3 protein-coding genes and 1 pseudogene are annotated in these 4,169 nt (G+C 69.7%); all 4 read right to left on the minus strand.

Features of this window, described 5'->3' with window-relative positions:
• Positions 1–128 (minus strand): annotated as a pseudogene (locus tag A5712_RS00700) (WXG100 family type VII secretion target); the annotation flags it as partial.
• A gap of 227 nt (positions 129–355) precedes the next feature.
• Positions 356–655 carry a PE family protein gene (locus tag A5712_RS00705; protein WP_066912455.1) on the minus strand — a complete coding sequence of 100 codons (300 nt, stop codon included), beginning with the start codon at positions 653–655 and terminating at the stop codon, positions 356–358.
• Between the two features lie 353 nt (positions 656–1,008).
• Positions 1,009–2,232 carry a PPE family protein gene (locus tag A5712_RS00710; RefSeq protein WP_156766341.1) on the minus strand — a complete coding sequence of 408 codons (1,224 nt, stop codon included), beginning with the start codon at positions 2,230–2,232 and terminating at the stop codon, positions 1,009–1,011.
• 57 nt (positions 2,233–2,289) lie between these two features.
• The gene (locus A5712_RS00715; protein WP_068100169.1) at positions 2,290–3,531 is read right to left on the minus strand and encodes a PPE family protein; all 1,242 of its coding nucleotides are present in this window, start codon (positions 3,529–3,531) and stop codon (positions 2,290–2,292) included.
• Between the last annotated feature and the right edge of the window lie 638 nt (positions 3,532–4,169).

Raw genomic sequence — 4,169 nt, forward strand, 5'->3', positions numbered from 1 at the left:
GCACCGGCGATGTTCATCGACGACGCCCACATCTTGCGAGCCTCGTCCTCAACGGTCTGCGCGTGGACCTCAAAGCGGCCCGCCATCGCCCGCATCTCGTGCGGGTCAGTCATAAAACGTGTTGCCATGTTGGCTTTCTCCTTAATTCTGAGTGACTTGTATTCAGTTGTGAGTGACGCTGGCCGAACGGTGACGCGCTAGCGCACCGTCAAGCCACATACAGAAAGACTTCCCCCGGACCGTCGGCCGGCGCCCGACGTGCGGACGTCAGGCGCCAACCGCGGCGATTGAATCGACGTGAGTTCGGATCCCGGCCCAGCCGTCAGACCCGACATTCCAGAACCGCTGAACCTGATCAGCCGGCGGCCGCTGCGTTGGCGGCTTCGGTCGCGGCGTACGAACCCGAGCTGATGCCCAGCGTGCTCACGAACTGCTCGTGAATCGCGGCTGCCTGGGCGCTGACGGCCTGGTACATCTGCGCGTGGGCGGCGAACTGGGCCGCGGTCAGCGCCGATACCTCGTCGGCAGCCGCCGGCACTACGCCAGTCGTGGGCGCGGCTGCGGCCGCGTTCTGCGCGCTCAGCGCCGAGCCGATCCCCTGCAGGCTCCCGGCCGCCGCAGCCAGGGCCTCCGGCTGTGTGGTCACGAACGACATGTTTTCCCTCCTAGATTGTCCCCCGCACTGCTCTGTGCAAGAGAGTAGATGACAGCATCCGGTTCAAGCTGATTCCGAGTCCACCTGTTCGCAATTGTTCACTGGATGGCACGGCGAATTCACTTTTAGTAACGACACAGTAACAGCGCCCGGCCGCTACCGCTGGCGTTCACAGGACCGTCACAGCAAACCTGGAAGGTCAACCCCTCCTGATTGCCGTTGAAGGCCGGTTGGCCAGCACGTATGGAGCTTAGCACCGATGCGGTGAAATCGCGCCGGAGCAAATGCCTTTGCCCGGCCGGCGACGACGGCCCGCCCGGGACGCGCGTCGGCACCATTCGCCGGCCCGCCCGCTAGCCGGCCGCCGGCGGGCGGGCCATGACGACCGGTTTGAATCCGTACCGTGGTCCTGCGCCGGATCCGCCCGTGCCCGCCCCGGCCAGCGGCATGCCGCCCAGCAGGTTTCCGGGCGCCGCGTCGGGCGCCTCCCGGACGTTGCTCACCGGGATGGCCGTCGCGTGGCTGGGCGTCGAAACCGGCCCGGACCATGCGGCCGGCACCGACAGCTTGCCGATCGAGGTGGCGCTGCCCAGATGCGCCGCCACCGGCGGGGCGCCGCCGCCGAGCAGCCCGCCCAGCCCGGGCAGGCCCTTGGGGACGGCGGCCGCGGCCGCCGGCACCGCGCCGCCGATCGCGCCCACACTCTTAGCGACCTGCACCATTGAGTTGCCCATGCCGATGCTGAAGTACGGCAGACCCTCGGTGTTGTAGAGGACGCCAGCGTACGGCGACCACGCCGACATGAAGGCGGACAGGCTGTTACCCGGAAACGACGGTGACCCGAAGAGGACCTGCCACACGGCGGACAGCGGCCCGTTGGCGGATGCCAGATACCACCATTCCTGTTGCAGCGGCGTATAGAAAGGCGACGCCAGGCTCGCCAGTTGCGCGCTGATCTGGCTGATGGCGGCGTTGATCTGGTTTTGGATTGAGCTGACCGACGTGGTCGCTGCGGACGTGCTCGCGGCCGCCTGGATCGTCGAAGCGGCGGGATTGGCCACCGTCGGCGCCGAGGTGAACGGCGTGACGTTGGACGCCGCCGCCGAATTGCCGGCGTAGCTGTACATCGTCGCGGCGTCCTGGGCCCAGAACTCGGCGTACTGGGCTTCCAGCTGCGCGATGATCCCGGTGTTCTGCCCGATGACATTGGTCGCCACCGCCTGGGCCAACTCGGCGCGGTTCGCCGCGATCAACGGCGGCGGCACGATCGCGGCGAACGCCGCCTCGTAGGCCGCCGCGGCCGCGCTGGCCTGGGTGGCGGCCTGTTCGGCCTGGGCGGCGGTCGTACTGACCCACTCCACATACGGTTGCACCGCGGCGGCCATGGACCCCGAGGCCGGCCCGAGCCACTCCTCGCCGGCCAGCTGCGTCACCACGTTCTCATAGCCCAGGGCGGCCGCGTTCAGCTCCGCGGCCAGGGAGTTCCAGGCCGAGGCCGCGGTCACCAGTGGTGTCGAGCCCACGCCGGTGTACAGGCGCGCCGAGTTGATCTCCGGCGGTAACGCACCGAAATCGATTGCCATGTCCTGACTCCTTCATCAGTCGCGGCCACGTTGGCCGCCTCGTACAGCTGGTTATCCGGCGGATGGCGGGCGTGCGAGTACGCTGCGCCTGAATCCGTATTCGCGGGGCGGGAAGGCGGAGCCCGAGCGTCGGCCGCCGGTGCCCATCGGCATGCCACGCAGCAGCCCGTTGCCCGCACCCTGCGGGTCGGTGGCGTAGTCGACGGCGACCGCGTGGGCGGCCGATTCCTCGATCGCTCCGGGAGAGCCGGCCCAACCCTGCGGCACGGACAGCCCGCCGATCTTGGTGGCCGAGGACAAATTCGCCGCGATCCCGCCATGGCCGGCGGCGCCGCTGCCGACTGCGCCCAGGTGCAGGCCCGCGAACTGCGGTGTCGCGTACCAGGCGCCTTGGGCCCCGGCCGTCGTCCCGCCGGGCCCGAACGTGGTCTGCTGTGCGATCGAGCCGAAGAAGCTCATCATGCCGGTGGAGAAATAGGCGAGACCCACGGTGGTGCGCGACAGCGCGGTTCGGTTCGACACGTTGAGGGCGACGAACTGCTGCACGATCCACCAGTTGTACGGGTTCAGCTGCGAAGCCAGCGCCCCGGCCGAAAGCTGTTGCAGCGCTTGGTTTATCGACGTGAAGACGGACGTGATGGAAACCGTGTCGGCGGAGGTAAGCGCAAGCCCCGGGGTGGCCGCGGCCGCCTGGGGCGCGCCGGTACCCGCCGGCGTGGCGACGGCCTGAGCGACGGCGACCGCCTGGGCGGCCAGCCCGCCTTGGTCGGTGGCCTGTGCCGGCTCGGTGAACGGGGTCAACTGTGTCGCAGTCGCCGAGGCGGCCGCGTAGCCGTACATCGCCACGGCGTCTTGGGCCCACATCTCGGCGTACTGGGCCTCGGTGGCGGCGATGGCCGGAAAGTTCTGTCCGAAGAAATTGGTCGCAATCAGCGTGGCCAACAAAACCCGGTTCGCCGCGATCACCGGTGGCGGCACCGTCAACGTGAACGCGGTTTCGAAGGCGGCGGCTGCGGCTCTGGCCTGGTTCGCGGCGTCCTCGGCGAGCGCCGCGGCGGCGCCGAGCCACGAGACATAGGGCGTGGCGGCGGCCAGCATCGATCGCGATGCCGGGCCCAGCCAGGGTGCGCTGGTCAACTCGGTGATCACCGACGAATAGCCGGTCGCCGCCAGACTCAGCTCGCTGGCCAGCCCATCCCAGGCCGAAGCCGCGGCCATCATCGAGCCGGAACCGGGGCCGGCATAGATCCGGCCCGAGTTGATCTCTGGCGGTAGCGCCCCGAAGTCCAACACCTATGAACCACCGGACTCGAACGACATGTTTTCTCCGCAAGTTCGGGCTAATGACGACTGATGCAAGGAATGTTTAGGAGGCTGTTCGCTAGAGAGGAGGCTAAGGCCCGAAATCCCCGCCCGGCGCGGGCCGAGTTGCCGGGCCCAAGCGGCGACGCCGGCCCGCCCGGTGGCCGGAGCGCGACGGGGGCCTCGCTCGGTGAGCGGCAGCTCCCCGAAAGCACCGGCCGCCACCTGCGGAAATGAGTCCCCGACGCGCCGAGCGCGCCTCCCGAACGAGCCCATTTTTTGCGGGGTCGACGGGGCGAAAGTGACGGGGCCGGGTAAAAATCCGGCCGCAGTTAAAGCCGCCGAAGGGGTTGCCAGACGGGCGACTCAGCCACCGCGAGCCGCGTTAGCGGAGTCCGGGTCGGCGCCCGATTCGGGCCGGAGTCAACGCGTCGTCGGTCGGCGAGGGGGCCGGAACACAAGCCGTGTGCGGACGCGCTCATACGGCGACCGCTGAGGCCCCGAAACGCAGTCGTGGGGGGGGGGGGGGGGGGGGGGGGCCCCCCCCCCCCCCGGGGGGGGGGGGGGGGGGGGGGGGGGGGGGGGGGGGGGGGGGGGGGGGGGGGGGGGGGGGGGGGGGGGGGGGGGTT

The sequence above is a fragment of the Mycobacterium sp. E2327 genome (assembly GCF_001672675.1).
In the GTDB taxonomy this organism is placed as follows: Bacteria; Actinomycetota; Actinomycetes; order Mycobacteriales; family Mycobacteriaceae; genus Mycobacterium.